Genomic DNA, 26,278 nt, shown 5'->3' on the forward strand with positions numbered 1-26,278 from the left:
CGGAGGCGCGGGCAGGAGAAATAGACTGCTGGCACTATGGCCGTACAGATCTCGCCCAGCATCCTTTCCGCAGATTTCGCCCGCCTGGCCGACGAGGCCGCCCGCGTCGAAGGTGTCGCCGACTGGTTGCACGTGGACGTCATGGACAACCACTTCGTGCCCAACCTGACGCTCGGCCTGCCGGTCGTCGAGGCGCTGCTGAAGACGACGTCGATCCCGGTGGACTGCCACCTGATGATCGAGGACCCGGACCGGTGGGCGCCGGGCTACGCCGAGGCGGGGGCGTCCAGCGTCACGATCCATGTCGAGGCGGCGAAGGCGGCCGTGCGGACGCTGAGGGCGATCCGGGCGGCCGGTGCGCGCTCGGGCCTGGCGCTGAACCCCGCGACCCCCGTCGACCCCTATGAGGACCTGCTGCCCGAGATCGACATGCTCCTGGTCATGACCGTGGAGCCCGGGTTCGGCGGGCAGAGCTTCCTCGACATCATGCTGCCCAAGATCTCCCGCGCTCGGGCGCTGATCGACAAGTTCGGCGGGGAGGTTTGGCTGCAGGTCGACGGCGGCGTGTCGGCCCAGACCATCGAGCGCTGCGCGGAGGCCGGTGCCGACGTGTTCGTGGCCGGCAACGCCGTCTACGGGGCCGACGACCCGGCCCAGGCCATACGCGATCTGCGCGCGCTGGCCGAGAAGGACTGAGTTTGCGGGCGGCGCGAGGAGAGCCTCGCGCCGCTCGGTCTCCGGGTAGGCGGGGTCAGACGAGGGCGGGGTCGAGCACCACGTCGTCGCCGTGCACGGTCGGTGCCTCCGGGAAGTGGCAGGCCGTGAGGTGGCCCTCACGGTTGCCGTTCAGCTGAAGCAGGGGCGGCTCCTCCTGAGCGCACTTCTCCTGGGCCTTCCAGCAGCGGGTGCGGAACCGGCAACCCGACGGCGGGTTGATCGGGGAGGGCACGTCGCCGGCCAGGCGGATGCGCTCACGGGGCTCGCTCGACACGTCGGGCTCGGGAACGGCCGACAGCAGCGCGTGCGTGTAGGGATGCCGGGGCCGCTCGTAGATCGACTGGCGGTCGCCGACCTCCACGATCTTGCCGAGGTACATCACGGCCACACGCTGGGAGAAGTGCCGGACGATCGCCAGGTCGTGGGCGATGAACAGGAACGCGATCCCGAGGTCGCGCTGCAGTTGCTGCAGCAGGTTGACGACCTGCGCCTGGATGGAGACGTCGAGAGCGGAGACCGGCTCGTCCGCGATGATCAGCTTCGGGTTGAGCGCCAGGGAGCGGGCGATGCCGATGCGCTGGCGCTGCCCGCCCGAGAACTCGTGCGGGAACCGGTTGTAGTGCTCGGGGTTCAGGCCGACGATCTCCAGAAGCTCCTGGACGCGCTTTTTCCGGCCGCCCTCGGGCTCGATGCCGTTGATCTCCATCGGGCCGCGGATGATCGTGCCGACGGTCTGGCGGGGATTGAGCGAGCTGTAGGGATCCTGGAAGACCATCTGGATCTCTGAGCGGATCGGCTTGAGCTGACGACGGGAGCTGCGGCTGATGTCGCGGCCCTCGTAGAGGATCTTGCCGGCGGTCGGTTCCAGCAGGCGCGCGGCCAGGCGTCCGGTCGTGGACTTCCCGCAGCCCGACTCGCCCACCAGCCCGACGGACTCGCCCTTGCCCACCGTCAGATCGATGCCGTCCACGGCGTGGACGTTGCCGACCTGATGCTTGATGATCGCGCCGCCCCTGACGGGGAAGTGCTTCTTCAGCCCTTGCAGCTCCAGCAGCGTCTCGCTCATGCGTGGTCCTTGGTTTCGCCGGTGCGGATGTCCCTCTTCTGCTGGAGGGTGAGGTAGCAGGCGTCGCCGTGCCCGCTCTCGGGAGAGATGTCGGGACGCTGAGTGAAGCACAGCTCCGATCCGACCAACTGCGAGAAGTCGCACCGCGGATGGAAGGCGCATCCCGCGGGAGGTGACAGCAGGCTCGGCGGGGTGCCGCGGACGGGCACCAGCGGCTCGTCCACCGACGACGTCAGCCGGGGCATGGAGGACAGGAGCCCCCAGGTGTACGGATGACGGGGCTTGCTGAGGACCTCACGGACCGTGCCCCGCTCGGCGGCCCGCCCCGCGTACATCACCAGGACGTTGTCGGCGGTGTTGGCGACCACCCCGAGGTCGTGGGTGATCAGGATGATGGTCGTGCCGTACTGCTGCTGCAGGTCCTTGAGCAGGTCGAGGATCTGCGCCTGGACGGTGACGTCGAGCGCGGTGGTCGGTTCGTCGGCGATCAGCAGGTCGGGGTCGCACACGAGCGCCATGGCGATCATCGCGCGCTGGCGCATGCCGCCGGAGAACTCGTGGGGGTAGTGGTCGACGCGGGTGGCCGGCTGCGGGATGCCCACGCGTTCGAGCATCTCGATCGCGCGCTCGCGGGCCTCCTTCCGGTTCGCGCCCTTGTGCTTGCGGTACACCTCGCCGATCTGGCGCCCGATCGTGTGGAACGGAGACAGCGAGGTCAGCGGGTCCTGGAAGATCATCGCTACCCGGTTGCCCCGCAGCTTCTCCAGGGTGGCGCCCGAGGCTCCGACGAGCTCCTGGTCCTCCAGCCAGATCTCGCCGTCGATCTCGGTGTGCGCCGGGTCGTGCAGGCCCAGGACGGCGAGGTTGGTGACGGACTTGCCCGACCCGGACTCGCCCACGATGCCGAGAGTCGTGCCCTTCTCCACGTCGAAGGAGAGCCCGTCCACGGCGCGGACGACGCCGTCCTCGGTGCTGAACCGCACGCTGAGATCACGGACGGACAGGAACGGCCCAGGGCCGCGCGAGGTCCCCGGCTCGCTGCTCCACGACACGGTGGTCACTTACTGCTCCAGCTTCTGTACTGCTCGGTCTGCTCGGTGCGGGCGGGTACGGCGTGCATGTGCGAAGGCCTCCGCCTCAGTTCAGCCGGACGCGGGGGTCGATGAACGCGTACAGCACGTCGACCACGATGTTCAGGATGACGATGGCGGCCGCGCCGACCACGGTCACCCCCAGGAGCATCGGCAGGTCGGTGTTCAGCACGGCCCGTACGGCCAGCTCGCCGATGCCGTGGAGGGTGAAGGTCTGCTCGGTGATGATCGCGCCGCCCAGCAGCGTCGCGAGGTCGACGCCGAAGATCGTGATGATGGGGATCATGGCGCCCCGCCAGGCGAACCGGAAGAAGACCGACCGCCCGGACATCCCCTTGGCCCGCGCCGTCCGGACGTAGTCCTCGGCGAGCTGCTCGAGCATCTGCGAGCGGGTCATGCGGGTGTAGTTGGCGGTGAAGATGATCGACAGGACCACCCACGGGATCAGCAGGTGCACGAACCAGGTGAGGGGGTCCTCGGTGAACGGGACGTACGAGGGGCGCGGGAGCAGCCCGAGGGTGTCCACCAGGAGGAACACGACCAGCGGACCGATGAAGTAGATCTGCAGCGAGGCGCCGATCACCGACGAGGAGCTGGCGATCTTGTCGAGCGGCTGCCCGACCTTCCACGCCGCGAGCATCCCGGTCAGGATCCCGAACGACAGGATGACGACGGACGCGCCGAGCGTGAGGGACAGGGTCACGGGGAATCGGTCCACGATGGTGCTGAAGACCGGCTCCTGGGTGGCGAAGGAGTACCCCAGGCAGGGAGCCGGGCACGGCCCGAACTGGGTGAAGTCACGGCCCACGAAGATGGCGGACAGCCAGAGCCAGTACTGCACGAACAGCGGCTTGTCCATCCCCAGGTTGTGCCGGACGAGCTCCAGGGTCTCCGGCGGGCAGATCTTGCCGCAGAAGGCCCGGGCGGGGTCGCGGGGGACGGCGTAGAAGAGGTAGAACGTGATCAGGCTGATGAAGATCAGGATCACGAGGGCGCCGACTACCCGGCGTACCAGAAAGCTGGTCATGATCTCGCACTCGTCGTGACGGTGAACGGGCCGGTGGCCCCGCCGCCCCGCCCGCTCGGGGCGGGGCGGCGGGGCCGGTCGCTGCTACTTGACCCAGATGTCGAGCGCGGACTGCTCGCCCTGGATCGGGTCGAACCTGACGCCGCCGAGGCCCGAGCCGTACAGACCGAAGTAGGTCTGGTAGTACTCGGGCACGATCGCGGCCTGGTCCATGATCTGCCGGTCGATCGCGGCCCACGCCTTGCCCGCCGCGGTGGGGTCGGTGACCTTGTTGGCCTCGTCGATCGCGGTGTTGATCTCCGGAACGTTCAGGTGCGTGTAGTTCGGCGCGTTGTCCGCGATGAGGCGGCCGTCGAACTGCGGCTGGATCGCGGTCGAACCGGTCGGCCAGTCGGCCGCCCAGCCGCCCCAGTAGACGTCGTACTGGTTGTCCACCGGGCCGATCGCGTCATAGTAGGTCGCCGGGTTGAGCGGCTTGGCGACGACGTTGAAGCCCGCCTTGCTCAGCGCGTCCTTGATGGCGATCGTGATCTTCTCCTGGGTCGGAGTCTGGTTGTACGCGTAGACGATCGTCGGGGTGGGCGTGCTCGACGACGCGAGCAGCTTCTTGGCCGCCTCGGGGTCGCCTTCGGGCTTGGCCAGCTTGCCGTACTGGTCGGAGGCCTCGTAACCGAGGACGGTCGGGCTCAGCACCGTGGTGGCGATCTTGCCGCTGTTGATCTCACCGCCGGCGATCTGCTGCAGCTGCTTGGCCGGCCACGCGGTGATGATCGCCTTGCGGACGTTGACGTCCGTGACCCGCTTGGTGTTGATGTTGTAGAAGGTGGTGAAGGGGGTCAGGCCCTGGATGGACCTCTTCATCGCCTCGGCGTTGCCGAGCACCTCCTGGACCCGCTCGGGCGCCACCGCGTTGTGGAAGGTGAACGCCTGCTTGTCGGCGCCGGTGTCGGCCAGGAACCGCTCCGTCGACTGCTGCGACTGGAGACCGAACTCCATGTGGAACTTGTCCGGGTAGGCGTGCCGGATCGGGTCGGTGTTCTTGTCCCAGTTCGGGTTGCGCTCCAGCTCCAGGGACTTGTCCGTGGTGTGGCTCACGATCTGGTACGGGCCGGAGGAGAACGGCTGCTTGTCGTACTTCTGCTTGGTGTCCTTGGCCTTCGGCACCGCGCCGTAGCCGGTCATGGCCACGGTGAAGTTGAAGTCCGGGTGGGGTGCGTTCAGGTGGAAGATCACCGTCTTGTCGTCAGGAGTCTCGATCGTGTCGAGCTCCTTGCCGTCGTACGGGCCCTTGTACTGGTCGCGGAATGGCTTGTTGGGGTCCGGGACGAGCCAGCTCTCGGCGTAGTCCGGGCCCTCGGTGATGAAGTCGGCGAACAGGCGCTCGAAGCTGTACTTGATGTCGCCCGAGGTGATCGCCGTGCCGTCCTGCCACTTCACGCCGTCCTTGAGCGTGAACTGCCAGGTCTTGCCGCCGTCGGTGGTGGTGCCCGCGTCCGTGGCGAGGTCGCCGACCAGCTTGATGCTGCCGGACGCGTCTTCCTTGTAGTTGGTGAGCTGCCGGGTGAACAGCAGCGACACCGAGGCGTTGTAGTTCAGGTAGACGCGGCCCGGGTCGAGGTGGCTGAAGTCGTCACGGTCGATCATGTTGGCCGTGCCGCCCGGCTTGGCGCCTGGGACCTCGGGCGCGGGGCCGGTCGAGTCCGCGGCGGTGCCGACCGTGATCGCACTGACCGCCTTGTTCTCCAGCGGGGTCTTCGACGCTGCCGCGGAGGGGGCGCCGCCGCCTCCGCCCTTGGCGCAGCCGGCCAGCGCCAGCGCACCCACGGCGAGCACTGCCGTCGCTGTGGCGATTCGCCTGCGATGCGATCTCATATGGTCCTTCCTCAGGGGGGTCAGCGCTTCGCCTTTGGGTCGAAAGCGTCGCGGATCGAGTCTCCGAGCAGGTTGAAGGCGATCACGAAGATCAACATCGACACGCCCGGGAACAGGAGATAGGTCACGTCGGAGTGGTAGACGTTGGAGCCCACTTGGAACATGCGGCCCCAGTCGGGGATGGTCTCCGGCATCCCGACGCCGAGGAAACCGAGGCCGGCCTCCGCGCCGACGTACAGAGGCAGCGCGAGCGTCGCCTGGATGATGATCGGAGTCCACAGGTTGGGCATGAGCTCTTTGAAGATGATCCGGGCCGGTGACGCACCGGTCACCCGGGCCGACTCGATGAACTCGCGCTCCCGCAGGGACAGCACCTGCGCGCGGAGCAGCCGGGCGGTCGTGGCCCATCCGAGCACGGTCAGCACGATGCAGATCGACACGAACCTGAGCCAGGTCGGCGGCTCCTGGGTGGGCAGCACCAGGGCGGCGTCGACGACCGGGACGAGCACGATCAGGAAGAGCTGCGACGGGAAGGAGAGCAGGGTGTCGATGACCCGCCCGATCGCGTAGTCGACCTTGCCGCCGACATAGCCCGAGGTGATGCCCAGCGTGACCCCGATGACGGTGGACAACACCGTCACGATGAGCGCAATGGTGATCGACGTGCGGATGCCGTAGATGAGCTGCGTCAGGACGTCGCGGCCGACGAGGGGCTCGAGGCCGAACCAGAAGTCGCCGCTGATGCCGCCGTTCGGCAGGATCGGGTAGCCGTACTCGTTGAGCAGGCCGGGCTGGTTAAGGCCGTAGTAATCGTTTGGATTCTTCCCGTAGGCCCACGAGATCACCGGTGCCAGCAGCGCGATCAAGATGAACGCGAGCACGACGATGGCAGCGATCACGCCGGTCCGGTCGCGGCGGAAGCGCCGCCACATCAGCTGGCCGGGCGAACGCCCGACGATGGTGGCGGCGGACCCGGTTGCGGCGGCTTCGGAGCCGCCTGCGTCAGGGCCGTTCTCCGTCGCGGTCGATGAGGGGGACGTCATGTTGTGCGCTGGCTCCCAGATGGACCATTAACGGCCGGAAGAAATCCGACTGGAAGGAACCTTGGCAACTTATTTTTCGCCGGTCAATCGCTTCGAGGGCCCACCACGGTTTTCTGCCGACTTCGTTGTCCAAAGTAAACCATTCTGTGTTCATGTGCCCGTTGACCTCGGAAAACGCGAAGCAGGATACTTATATCCGCCCATGGGTATCTCTGTCACAACTTTGTGACACAACGCGGACATAGCCTTGACACTTCTCACGCCGGCCGCGGTCCCATGGTGATCCACTACATTTAGGTACTGCCGAAACCCTTCCTGCGTGACCTACGCCGCAGGTGGGGGGTCTATGCCTGGTTTGCACCGATCGTGCACAATGGTGTGCGTGTCATGCGTGGCACACTGGTAAAGACAGAGCAAGCGTGCTCCGGGGTCGGTGTAATTCCGAACCGGCGGTGACACCCCGGTCCCTCACGGGACCGACGGGTGGCAGTCCGCGACCCGGCCGAAGCCATCGGCCGGTGGACCTGGTGAGATTCCAGGACCGACGGTGAAAGTCCGGATGGGAGGAAGCGCGCGAACGGATGACCGTGCCGTGAGGCACGGCGTGTCCGTCGACGTGACGCGTGATCGCGTCCGTCTCATCCCCGGGGCCCGCGTGGTGACACGAGAGGACGACCCGGGTGAGTCCGCAGGACGACATCCTTCACATGCGGCGTGCCGTCGGTCTCGCGGCCCGCGGCCAGGGGGGCACGAGCCCCAATCCCGTCGTCGGCTGCGTGATCCTCGACACCTCCGGCGACATCGTGGGAGAGGGCTTCCACGCCTACGCCGGCGGCCCCCACGCCGAGGTCGAGGCGCTGCGCGAGGCCGGAGAACGGGCCAGGGGAGGCACGGCCTACGTCACCCTGGAACCCTGTGACCACACCGGCAGGACCGGTCCCTGCAGCGAGGCGCTGATCGCCGCGGGCGTATCCCGCGTCGTGATCGCCGTCACCGATCCCAACCCCCTGGCGACCGGCGGCGCCGACCGCCTGCGCCGCAGCGGCATCACGGTCGAGACCGGCGTGCTGGCCGAGGAGGCCGAACGGGTCAACGAGGCCTGGCTCACCTTCATGCGCGGGCGCAGGCCGTACATCGTCTGGAAGTTCGCCGCCACGATCGACGGCCGCTCGGCCGCGCGGGACGGCACCAGCAAGTGGATCACCTCGCCGGAGGCGCGGGCCGACGTGCACCGCCTGCGTGCCGGCATGGACGCCGTGATCGCCGGCATCGGCACCGTGCTGGCCGACGACCCCCTGCTCACCGCGCGTGTCCGCGACGGGCGGACGCTCGCACGGCCGCCGCTGCGGGTCGTCGTCGACTCCGCCGCACGCACGCCCGAGCATGCCCGGGTGCTGGACGGCGCCGCCCCGACCCTCGTCGCCGTCGCCGACGACGCGGCCCTTCCGGAGCACCTCGGCGGTCATCACGGCCCTGCCGTACGGCTGCCGCGCGGGCCCGGAGGAATAGACCTGCATGCCCTCATGGCTGAACTCCACCGCCGGCAGATCGTCAGCGCGCTGCTGGAAGGGGGGCCGACGCTCGCCGGGTCGTTCCTCGCCGAGGGACTCGTCGACCGGGTGGTCGGATACGTCGCGCCCGCGCTGCTCGGGGCCGGGGTCGGGGCACTCGGGCCGGCGGGAGTGACCACGATCGCCGAGGCCCACCGTCTCGAATTCGAAGAAGTGACCCGAATCGGGCCGGACCTCAAGGTCGTCCTGCGGCCGGCACCACCAAAGGAGAGCTGAATGTTCACCGGAATCGTCGAAGAACTCGGTGAGGTCGTCGCGCTCGAGCCCCAGCCCGACGCGGCACGCCTGTCGGTGCGAGGCGAGATCGTCACCGGCGACGCCAGGCACGGCGACTCGATCGCGGTCAACGGCGTCTGCCTCACCGTGGCCGGCGTCGAGGGCGACACCTTCACCGCCGACGTCATGAAGGAGACCCTGAACCGCTCCTCGCTCGGCGCGCTGCGCCCCGGATCGCGGGTCAACCTGGAGCGTGCCGTACGGGCCGACCAGCGGCTCGGCGGGCACATCATGCAGGGGCACGTCGACGGCACCGGCGTGGTGCTGTCGCGCGAACCCGCGGAGCACTGGGAGGTCGTGCGCGTCTCCCTCCCCGAGAACCTGAACCGCTACGTCGTCGAGAAGGGGTCGATCGCGGTGGACGGGATCAGCCTGACCGTCGTCGCCGTCGAGCCGGACGCCTTCTCCGTGAGCCTCATCCCCACCACGCTCGGCCTCACCACGCTGGGCCGCAAGCAGCCGGGAGAACCGGTGAACCTGGAGGTCGACGTGATCGCGAAGTATGTCGAGAAGCTCACCCTCGGGGCGCGGGCATGAGCTGGACCCAGGCGGGATTCGACGTCTTCAGCCAGCGCGTGCTCTGGACCGACCTGGTCGGCAACGTCTGCGCGCTGACGACGGTCTGGCTCGCGATCAGGAAGACGATCTGGACGTGGCCGGTGCAGCTCGTCGGGTCGGTGCTGCTGTTCGCCGCCTCCGTCAGCGCGCACATCACGGGCAACGCGCTCAAGCAGGTGCTGTTCGGCGTGCTGGCCGTCTACGGCTGGGTGCGCTGGTCGCGGGGCACCCGGGGCGGAGCCGCGCTGCCGATCAGGTCGGCCGGCACCCGGGAGCGCACGCTGCTGGTCGCCGTGATGGCGCTCGGCACGGTCGCCGTCGCCCTGCTGTTCGTCTTCCTCAACGCGCGCGGGCTCAACATCTCGTGGGCGCCGTGGCCCGACGCGTACATCTTCGTCGGCAGCGCGGTGGCGACGTGGGCGCAGGGCAAGGCGCTGGTGGACTTCTGGGTGCTATGGGTGGCCGTCGACGTGGTCGGCGTGCCGCTGGCGTTCTCCTCCGGCCTGGTCGTCTCGGGCGCGGTCTACGGCATCTTCCTGGTGATGGTCGCCTTCGGGTTCCGCGACTGGTTGCGCCAGTCCCGGCAGCTGCGGGCGGTGACGGCATGACGGGCGTCAAGCTCGATCCAGTCGAGCGGGCCATCGCCGACATCCGCGACGGCAAGCCCGTCGTGGTGGTCGACAACGAGAACCGCGAGAACGAGGGCGACATCATCTTCGCCGCGGCGAAGGCGACGCCCGAACTGGTCGCGTTCATGATCAGGTACACCAGCGGCGTGATCTGCGTGGGCATGGAGGGCGCCGACCTCGACCGGCTCGGCCTTCCCCTGATGGTCCACGAGAACAGGGAGCGGCTCGGCACGGCGTACACGATCAGCGTCGACGCGCGCCACGGCGTGACCACCGGCATCTCGGCCGCCGACCGGGCGAAGACGATCCGCACCCTGTGCGACTCGGCGACCGAGCCGTACGAGCTGGTGCGCCCCGGCCACATCTTCCCGCTGCGTTACCGCGAAGGGGGCGTCCTCGTACGGCAGGGCCACACCGAGGCCGCCGTCGACCTCGCCAGGCTCGCCGGCCTGTCCGCCGCGGGCGCCCTGGCCGAAGTCGTCAACGACGACGGCACGATGGCCCGGCTGCCGCGCCTGCGGGAGTTCGCCGACGAGCACGACCTCGCGCTCATCTCGATCGAGCAGCTCGTCGAGCACCGCAGGCGGACGGAGCGGGTGGTCGAGCGGGTCGCCGAGACCCGCATCCCCAACGAGTACGGCATATGGCACGCCTACGGCTACACGAGCGTCCTCGACGGCGCCGAACACCTGGCCCTCGTGTACGGCGACATCGGCGACGGTGAGAACGTGCTCGTGCGGGCGCACTCCGAATGCCTCACCGGCGACGTGTTCGGCTCGCTGCGCTGCGACTGCGGCGTTCAACTCGACAACGCGATGCGGACCATCTCCGAGGCGGGCCGCGGAGTCGTCGTCTACCTGCGCGGCCACGAGGGCCGGGGCATCGGCCTGGTCGCCAAGCTGAAGGCCTACGCCCTGCAGGACAAGGGGAGCGACACCGTCGACGCCAACCTCGAGCTCGGCCTCCCCGTCGACTCCCGCGACTTCTCCAATGCCGGGCAGATCCTCGCCGACCTCGGCGTGAAGTCGGTGCGGTTGCTCACCAACAACCCGGCCAAGGTGCGGGGAATGGACGGGTTCGGCATCAAGGTGCTCGGCCGGGAGGCCATGCCCGTCGCCATGAACCCGCACAACGAGCGGTATCTCACGGCCAAGCGCGAACGCCTCGGCCACGACATCCCCGCCACCTTTGGGGATGCGCACACATCAGAAGGAGAGCAGGAATGAGTGGAGACGGGCGTCCTGCGGCGCACGCCGTGGACGCCGGCGGCCTCACCGTCGGCATCGTGGCGGCCCGCTGGCACGAGAAGATCACCGACCAGTTGCTGGCCAGGGCCGTACAGGCCGCGCAGGACTGCGGGGCGATCGCGACCACGGTCCGCGTCGCGGGCACGCTGGAGGTCCCGGTGGTCGCCCAGGCCATGGCGAGGCGGTTCGACGCCGTGGTGGCGCTCGGCGTGGTGATCAGGGGGGCGACGGCCCACTTCGACTACGTCTGCGACTCGGTGACGGCGGGGCTGACCCGGGTGGCGCTCGACGAGTCCACCCCCGTCGGCAACGGCGTGCTCACCTGCGACACCCTGGACCAGGCCGTGGACAGGTCGGGCGTGCCCGGCAGCGCGGAGGACAAGGGATACGAGGCGACCGTCGCCGCCCTCGAAACCGCCCTGGCCCTGCGCACCCTCACCCCCTGACCCCGCCCCCCCCGGCTTGGGCGTGATCATGCAGAACCTCGGGAGACCCGCGCCCGCCAGCCCTTACCCTTGGCGTGATCATGCAGAAGTTCGGGGAAAGCCGGTCTGGCCTGCCCCGACTCCGGTCGTGATCATGCAGATGTTCGCATCCGAACCGCGCCAACTGGGAAAACTGTATTGGTGATCATGCACGAACACACGGTGGGCCAGGGTGCCTTCGGCCCCGAGTACGGCACGGCATTCCCGGGACATGGGTTGGGCGCCCCTGTTCCGGGGTTCCATGGCTTCGCCTGCGGGATCGAGGCCGGTGTCCGTGGGGAAGCCGCGGGTTCCCCGGAGCATGTGGAGCGCCGCCATGCCTGACCACGAGACGTCCGGGCGTGAGACGCCGAAATTGCCCGTGACATGGCGCCCGCGCCGCGCCCCGATCATCGCGTACGGCCTGGCAGTGATCATGGTCGTCGGCGGCGTGTTCCTGGCGGTCACGTTGCCGGCCGCGTTCAAATGGCCTGACCGGGTGGGCCTCGCGGTGTTCGGGATCCTCGTGGCGGGACTGCTTCACCTGCTCGGGCGCACCCGGGTCGAGGCCGACGAGCGGGGGATCACCATCGTGAACCCGCTCCGGGTGCACCATTACGAATGGCCCGAGGTCCTGGACATCACCATGGCCGAGGGTGATCCGTGGCCCAAGCTGGATCTCGCGAACGGGCTCGCTCTCGGCGCGATGGGCATCCAGAGCACGGAGAGGGAGCGGGCGAGGAAGGCGGTCTCGGAACTCAGCGCGCTGATCCATGATCGCGGCGAGGCGCCCGACCGCGTTTAGACGGTGCTGGAGAGGGCGGCGCCTCGCCTCCCCGCCGCCTCGGCGAGCCTCTGCGCATGATCACGCATGGCGTACGGCCAGGCTGCCGAGGCGGGTGGCGAACTTCTGCATGATCACGGTCGGGGTTCGCCCTGGTCGGCGGCCAGGTCTTCGAACTTCTGCATGATCACGAACCGGGAACGGCCAGGTCAGTGCTCATGTCGTCGAACTTCTGCATGATCACGGCACCTTGAGGCATGATCACGGCACCTTGAGGGGGCTGAGCCGTACCGGCTCTGGAGCGCCGAACAGGCCGCGGCGGCGCAGCTCGGGCAGCACGCCCTCACCGAACCAGTAGGCCTCCTCCAGATGGGGGTAGCCGGAGAGAACGAACTCCTCGATACCCAGGGCCGCGTACTCCTCGATCAGGTCGGCGATCTCCTGGTGGCTCCCGACCAGTGCCGTTCCCGCTCCGCCGCGCACCAGGCCGATCCCGGCCCACAGGTTGGGGTGGATCTCCAGGTCACGGGCCTTGCCGCTGTCGAAGCCCGCGTGCAGGGCGAGCATGCGCTTTTGCCCCACCGAGTCGCTGCGGCCGAGGACGGCTTTTGCGGAGGCGATGTCGCCCGGCTCGATGCGGTCGAGCAGCCGCTGCGCCTCCTCCCACGCCTCGGCGGAGCTGTCCCTGGCGATGACGTGCAGGCGGATGCCGAAACGCAGCGTGCGCCCTTCGGCGGCGGCCAGCCCCCTGATCCAGTCGAGCTTGGTGGCGACCTGCGACAGCGGTTCGCCCCAGGTCAGGTACACGTTCACGTGCTTGGCGGCGACCGGCCCGGCGGCGGCCGACGAGCCGCCGAAATACAGCTCGGGCACGGGGGAAGGCGATTCGGCGACCCTGGCCCCTTCGACGTCGTAGTATGCGCCCTTGAAATCGAACGGCCCATCCCATGCGCCCCGGACGATCGAGAGGAACTCATCGGTCCGCGCGTACCGCTCGTCCTTGGACAGGTGGTCGCCGAAGCGCTTCTGCTCGACCGTTTCCCCGCCGGTGACGATGTTGAGCAGCAGCCGCCCGCCGGAGATCCGCTGGTAGGTCGCGGCCATCTGCGCGGCGAGGGTGGGCGACAGCGCCCCCGGCCGGAACGCGACGAGGAACTTCAGCCGTTTCGTCACCTGGGTGAGCGCGGCCGTCATAAGCCAGGCGTCCTCGCAGGAGGTGCCGGTGGGGGTGAGCACGGCCTCGAAGCCGAGCTGTTCCGCCGAGCGGGCGATCTGGCCCAAGTAGTCGACCGTGGGCGGCCGGAACACCTCCGACGCCGAGTGGCCGTGGGCCCGGTGCAGGCCGTGCCCGCCGCCGACGATCGCCCTGCTGTCACCGGTCGTGGGCAGGAACCAATGGAACTTCACTGCAGCCCCTTCGTCACGATGTCGTTGAACTGTTCGTCTACGTAGTCGGAGAACTTCAGGCCGCCGGGGATGAGCCCTTCGGCGCTGAACGCGTCGGCCATCTGCTGCTCCGACGACACGACGGAGTCGTCGATCACGATGGGTGTGGCGACGGTGTTGGCGACGGCCGCGCTGGCGACCTCGACGGGCAGGCCGGTCTCCTGCGCCCAGACCTTGGCCCATTCGGCCTGGTGGTTGGCCGCCCACACCCGCGCCCTGGTGAGACGGGTGAGGAAGTCGCGGATCGCCGCGTCCTTCGACTTGTCCTCCAGCGCGCCGGGGGCGGCGACCTGGAAGTTGAGCCCGTTGACGTAGCCGTTGCCGTCGACCAGGAGCTTGGCCTTGTTCTGCAGCTCGGCCTGCGACGTGAAGGGCTCCCAGATCGCCCAGGCGTCGATGGTGCCGGAGGAGAACGCCGCGAGAGCGTCGGCGGGCTGGAGGTACTGCGGCTGGATGTCCTTGAACGACAGTCCGGCCTTCTTGAGCACCGACAGCAGGTGGTAGTGAGCCGAGCTGCCCTTGGCGACGGCGATCTTCTTGCCCTGGAGCTGGTCGGGTGCGGTGATGGCCGAATTCTGCGGCAGCAGGATCGCAGCTCCGGCGAGGTTCTGCCGGTACGCCAAGACCACCTTGATCTTCGACCCCGCGGCGGCGGCGAAGACGGGCGGGGTGTTGCCGACGCCGCCGATGTCGACGGCGCCCGCGTTGATCGCCTCCAGCATCGGCGGGCCGGACGTGAACTGCGACCACGTGATCGTGTACGAGGTGCCGTCGAGGAGGCCGGCCGCCTTGAGCAGCGCCTGGGATCCGGCCTTCTGGTCGCCCACCCGCAAGGTGACGCCGGTGGAGCCCGAACTCCCCGCGGAGCCGCCGGTCGAGTCGGCCGAGGCGCAGGCCGTGCCGGCGAACAGAAGTAACAGTGCGGCGATCAGTTTCCTGGTCATGAGGTTCCTTCGGGGGAGACGCCGAGGGCGGACAACAGGGTGGTGCGAAGCGAGGTGAGGTCGGGGTGGTCGCGGTGCCGCGGGCGTTCGGCGCTGATGACCGACTCGTGCGCGATGCGTCCGGCGTCGAGCACGAGCACCCGGTCGGCCAGCAGCAGCGCCTCGTCCACGTCGTGGGTGACCAGCAGCACGGATGGGCGGTGCGCGGACCACAGCTGGAGGACCAGCTGATGGATGGTGATGCGGGTCAGCGCGTCGAGGGCGCTGAACGGCTCGTCGAGCAGGAGCAGGTCGGGTTCCCTGACCAGCGCCCGGGCGAGGCTGGCCCGCTGGGCCTCTCCGCCGGACAACGTGAGCGGCCACGCGCCCGCCCGCTCCGACAGGCCGACCTCGGCGAGCGCCGCGTCGGCATTCTCCTTCGGATTCGGTACGGCGAGGCCGAGCGTGATGTTGGCGTGCACCCGCTTCCACGGCACCAGCCGCGGCTCCTGGAAGGCGACGGCCACCGACCCGGTGACGGAGAGGCCGCCCTCGGCCTCCCCGTCGAGCCCGGCGAGCGCCCGCAGGAGGGTGGACTTGCCGGAGCCGCTGCGCCCGAGCAGCGCGATGAACTCGCCGCGCGCGACCTCCAGGTCGAGGCGGTCGAGCACCGTGCGCTCGCCGAACCTGCGGGTCAGCCCCTGGACGGACGCCACGACCTGCCGTTCGGGGGCCGGGGTCTCCTGAAGGGTCAGCGGGCCAGGAACTCGCGTCGCCACGTGAGGGCCCTCCTTTCGAGCAGGCGGACGAGGGCGTCGGTGAGCAGGCCGAGGGCGCTGTAGACGAGCAGTCCCACGACGATCACGTCGGTACGGAGGAACTCGCGGGCGTCGTTGATCATGTAGCCGAGGCCCGCGTTGGCGTTGACCTGCTCGGCCACGATCAGCGCCAGCCACGCGACGCCGAGGCTCTGCCGCAGACCGACGAGCGTCTGGGGGAGCGCCCCCGGCAGCACGATGTGCCGGATCAACTGGGCCCTGCCCAGCCCGAGGGTGCGGGCGACCTCCGCCAGCTTGCCGTCGACCCCGCGGATGCCCGCGAAGGTGTTCAGGTAGAGCGGGAAGGACACCGCGAGGGCCACGAGCAGCACCTTCGGCGTCTCGCCGATCCCGAACCAGAGGATGAACAGCGGGATGAGCCCGAAGAACGGCAGCGCCCGCAGCATCTGCATGATCGGATCGACCGCGTTCTCGCCCTTGCGGCTCAGCCCGGAGATCAGCGCCAGGCCGACTCCCGAGAGCGCGCCCGCGGCGAAGCCGATCAGCACGCGCTGGAGCGACACGGCGATGGCCGTGGGCAGCGTGCCCGTCTGGATCAGCTCGACCGCGGTCGCGGCGATCGTGGAGGGCGCGGCGAGGAGCCGCGTGGGCAGCAGCCCGGTCGAGCTGGCGACCTGCCAGGCGACGACGAGCGCGAGCGGGCTGATCCAGCGTTGCCACGCTTTTCCCCCTAACCGCCGGCGCTGTGCCCGGGGCGCGGGCCGCGTCTCGGCTTGGACCGGGGTTTCCAGTTCAAGGACGGCCATGGGTGTACCTCGCAGGGACGGCGTGCGATGTCCGCTTCAGGGTTACCCATATTTCCTACCGGGTCAATCGGTAATTTCGCGGCGGTGTGCGGAAGGCAATACAGTGCGGGGAAGCGTCCGGCTGAGGAGGTCACGTGGGCGTGCTGATCGACCGGCCCAACTGGCCCGGGCCGCGCGGGCTGCTCTGGTCGCATCTGGTCAGCGACGAGTCGTACGAGGAGCTGCACGAGTTCGCCGAGGCGCTGGACGTGCCCCCGCGGGCCTTCGACCGCGACCACTACGACGTGCCGGAGACCGTCTACGACCGTGCCGTCGAGCTGGGCGCCGAGCCGGTGCCGAGCGCCGAGCTCGTCCGCCGCCTCCGCGCCTCAGGCCTGCGCCGCCCCAAGCACCGGCCGCCGTCGCAGTCGGGTTAGCCGGCGAGTCCGGCCAGTTCGGCCAGCTCGCGGGTCATGTTCTCCCTGGCGCGCCCGTCCCAGAGGTCGCGCGCGGCGGCCGTGCCGTACAAGGTGTGGCCGGTGAGGAGCTCGCGCAGGACCGCCGACCTCCCCGCGGAGAACAGGTCGTCGGGCACGTGGCGATATTCAGCCCGTACGGCTCTCGCATACGCGGCGTATTCCTCCGGCGAACCGCCGAGGACGGCCAGGTCGGCGTCGCAGAGCACAGCGGCGTCGGCATCTCCGGCGTCGTAGGAGTGGGACGCCGTCACCCGGACGAGCCTGGCGACCTCGCGGACCCGGCCGGGGTCCACGCCGCAGGCGGGCAGCCTCGCCTCGGCGAGCTGGGCGCTGCGCTCCTCGTCCCATCCCGGCCGGCCGTCGTAGACGGCGTCGTGGAACCAGGCGGCCAGTCGTACGGCCACGACGTCGTCGGCCAGTGCGGCGAGCGGCTCGATCGCCTTCAGCACCGCGCGCAGGTGGACGGTCGTGTGATAGCGGCGATGCGGCTCGGCCCAGCGCGCGCACAACTCCGCGGCGAGCGCGTCCGCCGCCGCCGAATCGGGCAGCCCGAGGGCGGAGCCGGAAGGCGCGATCTGCCCGGTGCGCGTGCCTGGCGTGGGGTCGGTCACGCTCACGACGGTAGCGCCGATCCCGGCAGGCCGTGCCTGAGGAGCAGGACGGCCTGCGTGCTGAGCCACCGCTCGGCCTCGTCCCAGGTCCAGCCGCACTCTCCGACGAGGGTCCGCCAGGAGCTCATGCCGAAGCAGAGCCACAGGACGTCGGCGGCCCGGCCGGGGTCGAGACCGTCGCCGAGCCCTCCGATCTCGTGCAGATGGTCGGCGACCTCGCGCAGCGTGGACCGGTAGCTCTCGGTCGCCTCTTCCCACAGGGCCCCGGCGTCGTCGTGGACGGGCATGGCGGCGTACAGCATGTCGATGATGTCGCGCTTGGTCTCGTTGCCGTTGCGGGTGCCGCGAGCGAGCACGGCGATCGCCTCGCGGGGGTCGCCGGTCCGCCGGATCGCGGCCAGCGTCTCCGCCGCACCGGATTCGATCACCGCCGCCTTGATCAGCTCGGTGAAGATGCCGGCCTTGCCGCCGGCGCTCGCGTAGACGGTCTTGGTCGCCACGCCCGCGCGCCGTGCGATGTCGGCCACGGTGACCCGCGCGTAACCCTGGGCGCTGAACAGCTCTCGTGCCGCCCGCAGGATGTCGTTGCGCGTGTCGGCGGCGTCCTGTTCGCGGCGGGGTGAGTGGTAGGCGCGGGTCGGGGGCACCGCCGAATCCTAGCGCTCTCCGCATTGGATGCGCGACCTGTATATTCGTTGCATCCCATATAACTTGAATTCTCCCGGAGGTTCCGCATGCCCCAGTCACCAGGCCTGTCGGAAGGCCAGAGCATCTACGAGGAGTTGCTCGCCGTACACACGATCATGCGGAGGGGCGCCGCGCTCACGGCCTCGGCGACGCGCCGCCTCGCCCAGGGCATACCCGTCGGCGTCAAGGCCCCCGTGAACGTCCAGGCCATCGTGCGGACGGCCCGGTGGCAGGGCGAGTTCGTCCATCACCACCACAGCAGCGAGGACGAGCTGTTCTGGCCCGTGCTGCGCCGCCTCTTCCCCGGCGCGGTGGCCGCGCTCGACGAGCTCACGGCCGAGCACGAGAAGCTCGACGCCGAGCTGAAGAGCCTGTCCGTGGCCGTCGACGCCGTCAGCAGGGAGGGCGCGGCCGCCTCGGGGGGCAGGAACGCGGGGCTGGCAGCCGAGTCGGCGGAGCGGGTGCACGACCTGCTGACCGCCCATCTCGACGACGAGGAGCCGGTGCTGGAGGACCTGTTCCCTCTGGTCCCCGACGCCGACATCCGCCGCCTGCGCGCGGCGATCATCGCGGGCGCGCCGCGCTCCGGTCCTGAGCTGGTCCTCGGCCTGCTGCACGACCCCCGCCCGGCGCCGGGGCTCGACATCATGATGGGGAACTTCCCCGCCCCCGTGCGCCTGCTGAAGCCCCTCCTGCTCCGCCGTTATCTGGCGCGCAAGAGCGCGCTCGGGGAATGAGCCGCCGGATACCGGGCCGGGGTTTGGCGAAATCGACCAGAGCGTCATCCGCCGGGTGACGCGTAGCCTGAAAGGATGCTGGAGCGGACGACGAAGGCATCCGACATCGACTCCCCGGCCGCGGTGTCGGAGCTGCTCGACGGGCACGACTACATCGCGGACGAGGGCCTGGCGACGGCGGTTTTCCTGGCGCTGAGGATGGGCCGGCCCCTCTTCCTCGAAGGCGAGGCCGGGGTCGGCAAGACCGAGCTGGCCAAGACGTTGTCCGCGATGCTCGGCGCCCCGCTGATCAGGCTCCAGTGCTACGAGGGCCTCGACGCCGCCCAGGCCCTCTACGACTGGGACTTCGCCCGGCAGCTGCTGCATCTGAAGGCGGCGGAGGCGGCGGGCGTGACCGACGCCCGGGCGCTCGAAGGCGAGATCTACGACCGCCGGTTCCTCATCGCCCGCCCCCTGCTGCGCGCTGTGGAGACCCAGCCCAGCGTGCTCCTGGTCGACGAGATCGACCGCGCGGACGACGAGTTCGAGGCGTTCCTGCTCGAGGTGCTGTCGGACTTCACGATCTCGATCCCCGAGCTGGGCACGATCAGCGCCGCGACCCCGCCGGTCGTCGTGGTCACCTCCAACCGCACACGGGAGGTCCACGACGCGCTCAAGCGCCGCTGCCTCTACCACTGGCTGGAGCATCCTGGATTCGACCGGGAGGTGGCGATCCTGCTCAGACGCCTGCCCGGCTGCACGGAACGGCTGGCCGCCCAGGTGGCCCGGGCCGCCGGGCTCCTGAGGAACGCCGACCTGGTCAAACCGCCCGGCATCGCGGAGACCCTCGACTGGGCCGAGGCGCTGCTGACCCTCGGTGCGGCCGACCTCGACCCCGGTCTGGCCGCCGCGACCCTGGGCGCCGTGCTCAAGCACCGCGAGGACCAGGAGACCGTGCTGCGCGGCGGTATGCTCACCGCCCGTGGAGCGAACGGCAATGCCTGACATCGGCTCCGCCGGAACAGGAGCCCTGGTCGCCACGATGACCGGGTTCGCCCGCACGCTCAGGGCGGCGGGAGTCGGCGCCGACCACCAGCGCACGCAGGGGTTCCTCACCGCCCTCGGCCACTTGAACGTCGCCGAGGAGCGCGACGTCTACTGGGCCGGCCGGCTCACCCTCTGCGCGGGCCCCGACGACATCCCCCGGTACGACCGGTGCTTCTCCGCCTATTTCTCCGGCGAGCGCCCGCGGCCCGGCCGTACCGGCATGACCGTGACGGTCACACGCGTGACGGCCCGGCCGTACGGCTCCCGCGAACCCGAGCAGGCGGGAGAGCAGAACGCGGTGCCCGCCACGGCGAGCGAGATCGAGGTGCTGCGGAGCAGGGACGTCGCGCGGATGACCGCGGGGGAGCGTGAGCAGGTGCACCGCATGCTGGCGCTGCTGAGCGGCGAGAGGGAACGCCGCGGTTCGCGGCGGTTCGCGCCGGCGCACCGCGGGGTGCTCGACAGCCGCCGCACGGTCAGGGAGGCGGTCAGCCGCGGCGGGGAGCCGGCGCGGCTGCGCATGCGGCGCCACCGCGACCGGCCCCGCCGCGTCGTCGTGCTGGTCGACGTGAGCGGGTCGATGGCGCCGTACGCCGACACGCTGCTGCGCTTCTCCCACGCCCTCGTGCGGGCCGAGCCGCGGGCGACCGAGGTGTTCAGCGTCGGCACCCGGCTGACCAGGATCACCGCCGACCTGCGCCACCGCGACCCCGACGCCGCCATGGCCGCGGTCTCCGCCGCCATACCGGACTGGAGCGGCGGCACCCGGCTCGGCGAGGAGATCAAGGCGCTGCTGAGGCTCTCCTACCCGCGCGGGGCGACCGTCGTGATCGCCTCTGACGGATGGGAGCGCGGCTCGGCCGAGCTCCTCGGCGCCCAGATGGCCCGGTTGTCCAGGCTGGCCCACCGGGTGATCTGGGCGAACCCGCACAAGGGAGACCCGGCGTACCGGCCGCTCACGGCGGGCATCGTCGCGGCCCTGCCGTACGTCACCGACTTCGTGGCCGGGCACAGCCTGGTCGCGTTCGAAGACCTGGCCGCGCTGCTGGCGGACGGCGGCCGGGGATCAGGAAGAGAGAGGCGCGGTCATGCGTGACGTCCTGTCGCAGATCCTGCGGTGGTGGGAGGCGGGTGAGCGATTCGGCCTGGCCACGGTCGTCGGCACCTTCCGCAGCGCCCCCCGGCCGCCCGGCGCGTCCATGGCCGTCTTCGGCGAGGAGGCCGTCGGCAGCGTGTCGGGCGGATGCGTCGAGGGCGCGGTCTACGAGCTCGCCCACGACGTCGTCGCCGACGGAAGGCCGGTGCTCCAGCGGTACGGCGTCAGCGACGACGACGCCTTCTCGGTCGGCCTGACCTGCGGCGGAATCATCGACATATTCGTGGAGGAGGTCTCCCGCGACACCTATCCGGAGCTCGGGGAGATCGCCGCCTCGATCCAGGCGCGCCGCCCGGTCGCGGTGGCGACCATCCTGTCCGGGCCCGGTGATGTGGGCGCACGGCGGGTCATCTGGCCGGAGTCGGACGGGACGCCTGAAGGCGCGGCCTCGGGATCGCTGGGGTCGGAACGGCTCGACGCCGCGGTGGACGACGACGTGCGGGGCATGCTCGCCCAGGGGATCACCGGCGTCCGGCGCTACGGCGCCATGGGGGAGCGGCGGCTCGACGACCTCCAGGTGTTCGTGCAGTCGTTCGCCCCGCCGCCCCGCATGCTCGTCTTCGGCGCGATCGACTTCGCCGCGGCGGTGGCGCGGATCGGGAAGTTCCTCGGCTACCACGTCGTCGTCTGCGACGCCCGGACGGTGTTCGCGACCGCCAAGCGCTTCCCCGAGGCCGACGAGGTGGTGGTCAAATGGCCGCACGACTACCTGTCCACGGCGCAGGTGGACGAGCGGACCGTCATCTGCGTGCTCACCCACGACCCCAAGTTCGACGTGCCCCTGCTGGAGGTCGCGCTGCGCACCCCCGCGGCGTACGTCGGGGCCATGGGGTCGCGCAGGACGCACGACGACAGGCTGGCGCGGCTGCGCGAGGCGGGGCTTTCCGACGACGAGCTCGCCCGGCTGAAATCGCCGATCGGGCTAGATCTGGGCTCCCGTACGCCGGAGGAGACGGCCGTGTCGATCGCGGCCGAGCTCATTCAGCTCCGCTGGGGCGGCTCGGGTCAGCCGCTGACGGAGACGAACGGGCGCATCCACGGCGACTCGCCTGCATGATCGTGAGCCAGGTCGTGGCAGGTCGCGGCGTATGCGCGCGAACTTCTGCATGATCACGGACCATGAACGCGCAGGTGGGACGGGCCGGAACCGAACTTCTGCATGATCACGGATAGGGAAGGCGCAGGTCGCGGCGGATATGGGCGAACTTCTGCATGATCACGGACACGAGAGGGGGGTGGGGCGGCGGTGAGTGTGGCGGGGGTTCTGCTGGCGGCGGGCTCCGGGAGCAGGTTCGGGACGCCCAAGGCGCTGGTCGAGTTCGCGGGGGAGCGGCTCGTCGACCGCGGCGTGCGGTTGCTGCGTGACGGCGGCTGCGACCCGGTGATCGTCGTGCTGGGCGCGGCGGACGCCGACGTACCGGGCGCGCTGACCGTGCACAACCCCGGCTGGGCCACCGGGATGGGGTCCTCGCTGCGTGCGGGCTTGGACGCCGTCCCCGAATCCGCGCAGGCCGTCGTGATCGCCTTGGTCGATCAGCCCCTGGTCACCGCCGAAGCCGTGCGCCGGCTTGCCGCCGCGTTCGCGGCAGGCGCCGCAGTCGCGGTGGCGACGTATCGGGGGGCGCCCAGGAATCCGGTCCTGATCGCGCGCCCCCACTTCGCCGAGGTCGCCCGCATGGCGACGGGCGACGTGGGTGCCCGGCCCTTCCTGCGCGCGCACCCTGACCTCGTCACCGGCGTGCCGTGCGACGACGTGGGCGACCCTGCCGACATCGACGTCCCGGAGGACCTGAGGTCGCTGGGCGGCCGATGATCGGCGGCGCTGCCGTGCAGTAACCTCTGAATGCCGCACGAAACGGAACAACATTCGGTATTCGGCCAGGGAAGGACGTCGGGATGCGCATCGGGATGGCTCTCAACTATGCCGGGGGCTTCAAGGAGACCGTGGCCGAGCTGGGCGACTACGAGAAGGCCGGTCTCGACATCGTGTTCGTCGCCGAGGCCTACAGCTTCGACGCCGTCAGCCAGATGGGCTACATCGCCGCTCGCACCGAGCGGCTGCAGATCGCCTCGGGCATCCTGCCGATCTATTCGCGCACACCCGCTCTGCTCGCCATGACCGCGGCGGGGCTCGACTACGTCTCCGACGGGCGGTTCACGCTGGGGCTCGGCGCCTCGGGCCCGCAGGTCGTCGAAGGATTCCACGGGGTGCCCTACACCGCTCCGCTCGGCCGTACGCGCGAGATCATCGAGATCTGCCGCAAGGTGTGGCGGCGGGAGAGGCTCGAATACGCCGGCAAGCACTACACGATGCCCCTCCCCGGCGGCACCGGCCTCGGCAAGCCCCTCAAGCTGATCAACCACCCCGTGCGCGAGCGAATCCCCATCGTCGTCGCCGCGATCGGCCCGCAGAACGTCGAGCTGACCGCCGAGCTGGCGGAAGGCTGGGAGCCGATCTTCTTCATGCCGGAGAAGGCCGCCGACGTGTGGGGGGCCTCACTGGCCGCGGGCAAGGCGCGCCGGGCGCCCGAGCTCGGCGAGCTGGACGTGATCGCCCAGGCCGTGCTGGCCATCGGCGACGACGTCGGCGACGTCCTCGAGCTGGGCCGCCCGATGGCCGCCCTCTACATCGGGGGAATGGGGGCCAAGGGCAGGAACTTCTACAACGACCTCGCCCGCCGCTACGGCTACGAGAAGGAGGCCGAGCAGATCCAGGATCTCTACCTGGAGGGGAAGAAGGACGAGGCCGCAGCCCTGGTGCCGCGCGAGCTGCTGGAGAAGATGTCGCTGGTCGGCTCGGAGGGACACGTGCGCGAGCGTCTCGCCGCGATGCGGGAGGCCGGGGTGACCACCCTCAACGTCGCGCCCTTCGCCTCCACCCATGAGGAGCGCCTCAAGCTCATCGAAAAGGTCAAAACCCTCACCGCCTGACCACCCCCACCCCCACCCCCCGCCGCGTGATCATGCAAAAGTTCGCGGATCATGCCCCCCACCTGCCCGGACACGATCCGTGATCATGCAGAGGTTCGGCCGCGGGCTGCCTGGCCTGCGGTTTCCCCATGCGTGATCATGCAGAAGTTCGCGGCCGGCCCGTCCCACCTGCGCGTACGCCGATCGTGATCATGCACAGACCCGTGGAATCCGCGCCCGGCCGCGCCGGGCGTAGAGTCCTCCCGTGACATTCGCCGCCCGCCGCGCGCGCCTGGCCGTCGAGCTTCAGGCAGCCCCCGAGATCCACGCCGCCCAGGAGACCGCAGCTCCCGGCGCGAGCGCCATCCTCGTCACCTCGCCCGTCAACGTCCGCTACCTGACCGGCCTGGCGAGCTCCAACGCGGCCGTTCTGGTGACCTCGTCGGGCGATGCGGTGCTCGCCACCGACGCCCGCTACATCGAGACGGCCCGGCGGGTGTGTCCCGACCTGGAGACGATCGAGCATCGCGAGGTGGCGAAGGTGCTGGCCGCGCGGGCGGGCACGGGTGTCCTCGCCGTCGAGGGCGACCGCATGCCGGTCTCCGTCTATCACCGCCTCCAGGCCGAGCGGCCGCTCACTGCGGTCGGCGGCCTGGTTGAGACGGTCAGGGCGATCAAGGACGAGGGGGAGATCGAGGCGTTGCGCCGCGCCTGCGCGATCACCGATGAGGCGTTCTCCCTGGTGATCGGGCGGATCAGGCCCGGCGTGACCGAGCGGGAGATCGCCCGGTGGCTCGAGATCCAGATGATCGAGCTCGGGGCGGACAAGCCCGCCTTCGACACGATCGTCGCCTCCGGCCCCAACGGCTCCATTCCGCACCACTCGCCCTCCGACCGGCCGGTCGAGCCGGGAGACCTGGTGACCATGGACTTCGGCGCGCTCCACGACGGCTACCACGCCGACATGACCCGCACGGTGGCCGTCGGCGAGCCTGCCGGCTGGCAGCGGGACCTCTACGAACTCGTACGGCAGGCCCAGCGGGCGGGCCGCCATGCCGTACGGCCGGGCGCGACCGTGGCGGAGGTGGACGCGGCGGCGCGCGAGCCGATCGTCGAGGCCGGGCACGGCCCGCATTTCGGGCATGGGCTGGGTCACGGGGTCGGCCTGGAGATCCACGAGCTCCCGTTCCTTGGCCCTGACAAGACCGGTAGACTAGAGGATCGAGTTCCGATCACCGTCGAGCCCGGGGTTTATCTGCCGGGCAGGGGCGGAGTGCGCATCGAGGACACGCTGGTGACGCGTGACGACGGGCCGGAGCTCCTCACACTGACGACCAAGGAGCTGCTCGTCCTGTAGGGGCAGCCGCACGCGGGAGAACCACACGTGGCGACGACGAACGACCTTAAGAACGGACTGGTGCTCAAGCTCGACGGCGGTGAACTCTGGACCGTCGTGGAGTTCCAGCACGTCAAGCCCGGCAAGGGCGGTGCGTTCGTCCGCACCAAGCTGAAGAACATCACGTCCGGCAAGGTCGTGGACAAGACCTTCAACGCCGGCGTCAAGGTCGACGTGGCCAACGTCGACAAGCGCGAGATGCAGTACTCCTACCTCGACGGGGACGACTACGTCTTCATGGACACCGAGACGTACGACATGATGCACGTCTCGCGCGCGGCCGTCGGCGACGCCGCCAACTACCTGCTCGAGAACATGCTGGCCACGGTCGCGATCAACGAGGGCAACGTCCTCTACATCGAGCTCCCCGCCGCGGTCGAGCTCACGATCGCCGAGACCGAGCCCGGCCTCCAGGGCGACCGCTCCACCGGCGGCACCAAGCCGGCGAAGCTGGAGACAGGCGCCGAGATCAAGGTTCCGCTCTTCATCACGACCGGCGAGAGGGTCAAGGTCGACACTCGCAACGGCGAGTACCTCGGTCGGGCCTGAAGTGTCGGCTCGGGGCAAAGCCCGACGCCGCGCCCTGGACATCCTGTTCGAGGCCGAGGCTCGCAGCGAGAGCCCGCTCAGCGTGCTCGCGGAGCGGGTCGAACGGTCGGATCCGCCGGTCAACGAGTACACCTTCACCCTCGTGGAGGGCGTGACCCGGCACCGCGACAGGATCGACGAGCTGATCTCCACCTATTCCGAAGGCTGGACGCTCGAGCGCATGCCCGCCGTCGACCGGAACATCCTGCGCGGGGGCACCTATGAGATGCTCGCCTCGCAGGAGGTTCCCGAAGGCGTGGTCATCAGCGAGTGGGTGCACCTGGCCGCGGAGCTGTCCACGGACGAGTCTCCGCAGTTCGTCAACGGCCTGTTGGCGCGGTTCAAGCAGCTCAAGCCTTCGCTCTCGCTCACAGGACCGGTAGGCGCGGAACCGTCGGAATGAGCCCGTC

At 69.8% G+C, this 26,278-nt stretch carries 28 protein-coding genes and 1 riboswitch; of the genes, 17 read left to right on the plus strand and 11 right to left on the minus strand.

Annotated features, from left to right (window positions below; genetic code table 11):
- Window positions 1-36 precede the first annotated feature (36 nt).
- Window positions 37-696, plus strand: coding sequence for a ribulose-phosphate 3-epimerase (rpe, locus tag Pth03_RS11310; protein WP_203944136.1), 660 nt, complete (start codon window positions 37-39; stop codon window positions 694-696).
- A 55-nt stretch (window positions 697-751) separates the two neighbouring features.
- Here the strand turns inward: rpe and Pth03_RS11315 are convergent, their stop codons facing one another.
- The 5 genes from Pth03_RS11315 to Pth03_RS11335 all read right to left on the minus strand — a co-directional run bounded on the left by Pth03_RS11315 (window position 752) and on the right by Pth03_RS11335 (window position 6,816).
- The gene (locus Pth03_RS11315; protein WP_203944137.1) at window positions 752-1,783 is read right to left on the minus strand and encodes an ABC transporter ATP-binding protein; all 1,032 of its coding nucleotides are present in this window, start codon (window positions 1,781-1,783) and stop codon (window positions 752-754) included.
- Window positions 1,780-2,844, minus strand: a complete 1,065-nt coding sequence (locus tag Pth03_RS11320) for an ABC transporter ATP-binding protein (protein ID WP_275413077.1) — start codon at window positions 2,842-2,844, stop codon at window positions 1,780-1,782. The genes Pth03_RS11315 and Pth03_RS11320 overlap by 4 nt, the downstream gene beginning before the upstream one ends.
- Before the next feature lie 76 nt (window positions 2,845-2,920).
- Entirely contained in the window at window positions 2,921-3,901 is a 981-nt protein-coding gene (locus Pth03_RS11325) for an ABC transporter permease (RefSeq protein ID WP_203944138.1), read from the minus strand.
- 84 nt (window positions 3,902-3,985) lie between these two features.
- On the minus strand, window positions 3,986-5,773 hold the full coding sequence (locus Pth03_RS11330) for an ABC transporter substrate-binding protein (RefSeq protein WP_203944139.1): 1,788 nt from the start codon (window positions 5,771-5,773) through the stop codon (window positions 3,986-3,988).
- 20 nt (window positions 5,774-5,793) lie between these two features.
- Window positions 5,794-6,816 carry an ABC transporter permease gene (locus Pth03_RS11335; protein ID WP_203944140.1) on the minus strand — a complete coding sequence of 341 codons (1,023 nt, stop codon included), beginning with the start codon at window positions 6,814-6,816 and terminating at the stop codon, window positions 5,794-5,796.
- Window positions 6,817-7,231: 415 nt separating this feature from the next.
- Window positions 7,232-7,393: riboswitch (FMN riboswitch) on the plus strand.
- 103 nt (window positions 7,394-7,496) lie between these two features.
- Here Pth03_RS11335 and ribD point away from each other — a divergent pair.
- The 6 genes from ribD (at window position 7,497) to Pth03_RS11365 (ending at window position 12,366) form a co-directional block, all read left to right on the plus strand.
- Window positions 7,497-8,603: a bifunctional diaminohydroxyphosphoribosylaminopyrimidine deaminase/5-amino-6-(5-phosphoribosylamino)uracil reductase RibD gene (gene ribD / locus Pth03_RS11340; protein ID WP_239118941.1), complete on the plus strand. Its 1,107-nt coding sequence runs from the start codon at window positions 7,497-7,499 to the stop codon at window positions 8,601-8,603.
- Window positions 8,604-9,200 carry a riboflavin synthase gene (locus tag Pth03_RS11345; RefSeq protein ID WP_203944141.1) on the plus strand — a complete coding sequence of 199 codons (597 nt, stop codon included), beginning with the start codon at window positions 8,604-8,606 and terminating at the stop codon, window positions 9,198-9,200.
- Window positions 9,197-9,829: a nicotinamide riboside transporter PnuC gene (pnuC, locus tag Pth03_RS11350; RefSeq protein WP_203944142.1), complete on the plus strand. Its 633-nt coding sequence runs from the start codon at window positions 9,197-9,199 to the stop codon at window positions 9,827-9,829. Before Pth03_RS11345 ends, pnuC begins: the two co-directional genes overlap by 4 nt.
- Window positions 9,826-11,076: a bifunctional 3,4-dihydroxy-2-butanone-4-phosphate synthase/GTP cyclohydrolase II gene (locus Pth03_RS11355; protein WP_203944143.1), complete on the plus strand. Its 1,251-nt coding sequence runs from the start codon at window positions 9,826-9,828 to the stop codon at window positions 11,074-11,076. Before pnuC ends, Pth03_RS11355 begins: the two co-directional genes overlap by 4 nt.
- On the plus strand, window positions 11,073-11,543 hold the full coding sequence (ribH, locus tag Pth03_RS11360; protein ID WP_203944144.1) for a 6,7-dimethyl-8-ribityllumazine synthase: 471 nt from the start codon (window positions 11,073-11,075) through the stop codon (window positions 11,541-11,543). Before Pth03_RS11355 ends, ribH begins: the two co-directional genes overlap by 4 nt.
- Window positions 11,544-11,898: 355 nt before the next feature.
- Window positions 11,899-12,366, plus strand: coding sequence for a PH domain-containing protein (locus tag Pth03_RS11365; RefSeq protein WP_203944145.1), 468 nt, complete (start codon window positions 11,899-11,901; stop codon window positions 12,364-12,366).
- 240 nt (window positions 12,367-12,606) lie between these two features.
- On the opposite strand, the gene Pth03_RS11370 is transcribed toward Pth03_RS11365, so the two are convergent.
- From Pth03_RS11370 to Pth03_RS11385, 4 genes are read right to left on the minus strand one after another with little or no spacing between them, the layout of a single operon-like run.
- Complete coding sequence (locus tag Pth03_RS11370) at window positions 12,607-13,752, minus strand: LLM class flavin-dependent oxidoreductase (protein ID WP_203944146.1); 1,146 nt, start codon at window positions 13,750-13,752, stop codon at window positions 12,607-12,609.
- The gene (locus Pth03_RS11375; RefSeq protein WP_203944147.1) at window positions 13,749-14,735 is read right to left on the minus strand and encodes an ABC transporter substrate-binding protein; all 987 of its coding nucleotides are present in this window, start codon (window positions 14,733-14,735) and stop codon (window positions 13,749-13,751) included. The genes Pth03_RS11370 and Pth03_RS11375 overlap by 4 nt, the downstream gene beginning before the upstream one ends.
- Complete coding sequence (locus Pth03_RS11380; RefSeq protein WP_373318525.1) at window positions 14,732-15,493, minus strand: ABC transporter ATP-binding protein; 762 nt, start codon at window positions 15,491-15,493, stop codon at window positions 14,732-14,734. The genes Pth03_RS11375 and Pth03_RS11380 overlap by 4 nt, the downstream gene beginning before the upstream one ends.
- Window positions 15,466-16,299, minus strand: coding sequence for an ABC transporter permease (locus Pth03_RS11385; RefSeq protein ID WP_203944148.1), 834 nt, complete (start codon window positions 16,297-16,299; stop codon window positions 15,466-15,468). The genes Pth03_RS11380 and Pth03_RS11385 overlap by 28 nt, the downstream gene beginning before the upstream one ends.
- Before the next feature lie 134 nt (window positions 16,300-16,433).
- Between Pth03_RS11385 and Pth03_RS11390 the strand changes: the two genes are divergently transcribed.
- Window positions 16,434-16,715, plus strand: coding sequence for a DUF4031 domain-containing protein (locus tag Pth03_RS11390; RefSeq protein ID WP_203944149.1), 282 nt, complete (start codon window positions 16,434-16,436; stop codon window positions 16,713-16,715).
- Here Pth03_RS11390 and Pth03_RS11395 read toward each other — a convergent pair.
- Window positions 16,712-17,368 (minus strand): HD domain-containing protein, encoded by a 657-nt coding sequence (locus Pth03_RS11395; protein WP_308442343.1) that lies wholly within the window; start codon window positions 17,366-17,368, stop codon window positions 16,712-16,714. The genes Pth03_RS11390 and Pth03_RS11395 overlap by 4 nt on opposite strands.
- A gap of 2 nt (window positions 17,369-17,370) precedes the next feature.
- The gene (locus tag Pth03_RS11400) at window positions 17,371-18,015 is read right to left on the minus strand and encodes a TetR/AcrR family transcriptional regulator (RefSeq protein ID WP_203944150.1); all 645 of its coding nucleotides are present in this window, start codon (window positions 18,013-18,015) and stop codon (window positions 17,371-17,373) included.
- Window positions 18,016-18,102: 87 nt separating this feature from the next.
- Between Pth03_RS11400 and Pth03_RS11405 the strand changes: the two genes are divergently transcribed.
- The 9 genes from Pth03_RS11405 to nusB all read left to right on the plus strand — a co-directional run bounded on the left by Pth03_RS11405 (window position 18,103) and on the right by nusB (window position 26,271).
- A complete protein-coding gene (locus Pth03_RS11405) occupies window positions 18,103-18,792 on the plus strand; it encodes a hemerythrin domain-containing protein (RefSeq protein WP_203944151.1) in 690 nt (229 codons plus the stop codon).
- Window positions 18,793-18,867: 75 nt separating this feature from the next.
- Window positions 18,868-19,776: an AAA family ATPase gene (locus Pth03_RS11410; RefSeq protein WP_203944152.1), complete on the plus strand. Its 909-nt coding sequence runs from the start codon at window positions 18,868-18,870 to the stop codon at window positions 19,774-19,776.
- Window positions 19,769-20,914 carry a vWA domain-containing protein gene (locus tag Pth03_RS11415; RefSeq protein WP_203944153.1) on the plus strand — a complete coding sequence of 382 codons (1,146 nt, stop codon included), beginning with the start codon at window positions 19,769-19,771 and terminating at the stop codon, window positions 20,912-20,914. Before Pth03_RS11410 ends, Pth03_RS11415 begins: the two co-directional genes overlap by 8 nt.
- Entirely contained in the window at window positions 20,907-22,031 is a 1,125-nt protein-coding gene (locus Pth03_RS11420; RefSeq protein WP_203944154.1) for an XdhC family protein, read from the plus strand. Before Pth03_RS11415 ends, Pth03_RS11420 begins: the two co-directional genes overlap by 8 nt.
- 195 nt (window positions 22,032-22,226) lie before the next feature.
- Complete coding sequence (locus tag Pth03_RS11425; RefSeq protein ID WP_203944316.1) at window positions 22,227-22,787, plus strand: nucleotidyltransferase family protein; 561 nt, start codon at window positions 22,227-22,229, stop codon at window positions 22,785-22,787.
- A gap of 83 nt (window positions 22,788-22,870) precedes the next feature.
- Complete coding sequence (locus tag Pth03_RS11430) at window positions 22,871-23,905, plus strand: LLM class F420-dependent oxidoreductase (RefSeq protein WP_203944155.1); 1,035 nt, start codon at window positions 22,871-22,873, stop codon at window positions 23,903-23,905.
- A 244-nt stretch (window positions 23,906-24,149) separates the two neighbouring features.
- On the plus strand, window positions 24,150-25,241 hold the full coding sequence (locus Pth03_RS11435; protein ID WP_308442344.1) for an aminopeptidase P family protein: 1,092 nt from the start codon (window positions 24,150-24,152) through the stop codon (window positions 25,239-25,241).
- A gap of 27 nt (window positions 25,242-25,268) precedes the next feature.
- The gene (gene efp, locus Pth03_RS11440; RefSeq protein ID WP_203944156.1) at window positions 25,269-25,829 is read left to right on the plus strand and encodes an elongation factor P; all 561 of its coding nucleotides are present in this window, start codon (window positions 25,269-25,271) and stop codon (window positions 25,827-25,829) included.
- Between the two features lies 1 nt (window position 25,830).
- Entirely contained in the window at window positions 25,831-26,271 is a 441-nt protein-coding gene (gene nusB, locus Pth03_RS11445) for a transcription antitermination factor NusB (RefSeq protein ID WP_203944157.1), read from the plus strand.
- The last annotated feature ends 7 nt before the right edge of the window (window positions 26,272-26,278 follow it).

Source organism: Planotetraspora thailandica (assembly GCF_016863335.1).
Taxonomy (GTDB): Bacteria; Actinomycetota; Actinomycetes; order Streptosporangiales; family Streptosporangiaceae; genus Planotetraspora; species Planotetraspora thailandica.